Source organism: Streptococcus mitis, assembly GCF_002096845.1.
GTDB lineage: Bacteria > Bacillota > Bacilli > Lactobacillales > Streptococcaceae > Streptococcus > Streptococcus mitis_A.
Map to the genome: position 1 here is coordinate 1 of NZ_NCVK01000029.1, position 822 is coordinate 822.

1 pseudogene is annotated in these 822 nt (G+C 44.0%); it reads right to left on the bottom strand.

Annotated elements, in window-relative coordinates:
• A pseudogene (locus B7695_RS06210) lies at positions 1-822 on the bottom strand (SIALI-17 repeat-containing surface protein); the annotation flags it as partial.

Below are 822 nucleotides of genomic sequence, written 5' to 3' on the forward strand. Positions count from 1 at the left end.
AAGAAGTCCTAGAGATGCAAGAGTCGCATTTGATTCTGTTCCTGTATTTGGCAATACATTTTGAGAATCATTTGACTTAGCTCCATTATCAACAGTAGCCTTAGTATCTACATGATCTGCATTTGGAGTAACTGCATTTGGAGTTGGAGTTGGAGTAGCTGGTGCTGGTGTATCTTGACCAGAACCTCCATTAGTGTCAGGTTTAACTGGCGTATCAGGTGTCACTGGTGCAACTGGAATTGTATTTGGATTTGTACTTCCACTTACTTTTCTGAAAATGTGAGTAATTACTGGTTCATTTTCATCAATCACAGTTCGTACAAATTCATATCCCGGAATTGATCCATGTTCATAAGCTTCATTAGATTCGCCTAAAACTTTTGGTGCTTTAGCGTTAGCTGGTTTAAGCTCATTACCAGACTCGTCAATCCATTTAGTGATGATAAGTTTAACTTTAGGTAATTCTACAGGATCTGGAAGTTCTCCATTTACTCCACCTTTAAATTCTGGGATTGTAACACTTGGTGGCGTAATGACATTGCCCTCGCCATCTGTACTGCTTGTGCCTACTGGATCTGTGTAGGCTGGCACTTCGACAGTTGGTGGCGTAATGACATTGCCCTCGCCATCTGTACTGCTTGTGCCTACTGGATCGGTATAGGCTGGTACCTCGACAGTTGGTGGGGTAATTACGTTGCCCTCGCCATCTGTACTGCTTGTGCCTACTGGATCGGTATAGGCTGGTACCTCGACAGTTGGTGGCGTAATTACGTTGCCCTCGCCATCTGTACTGCTTGTACCTACTGGATCGGTGTAGGCTGG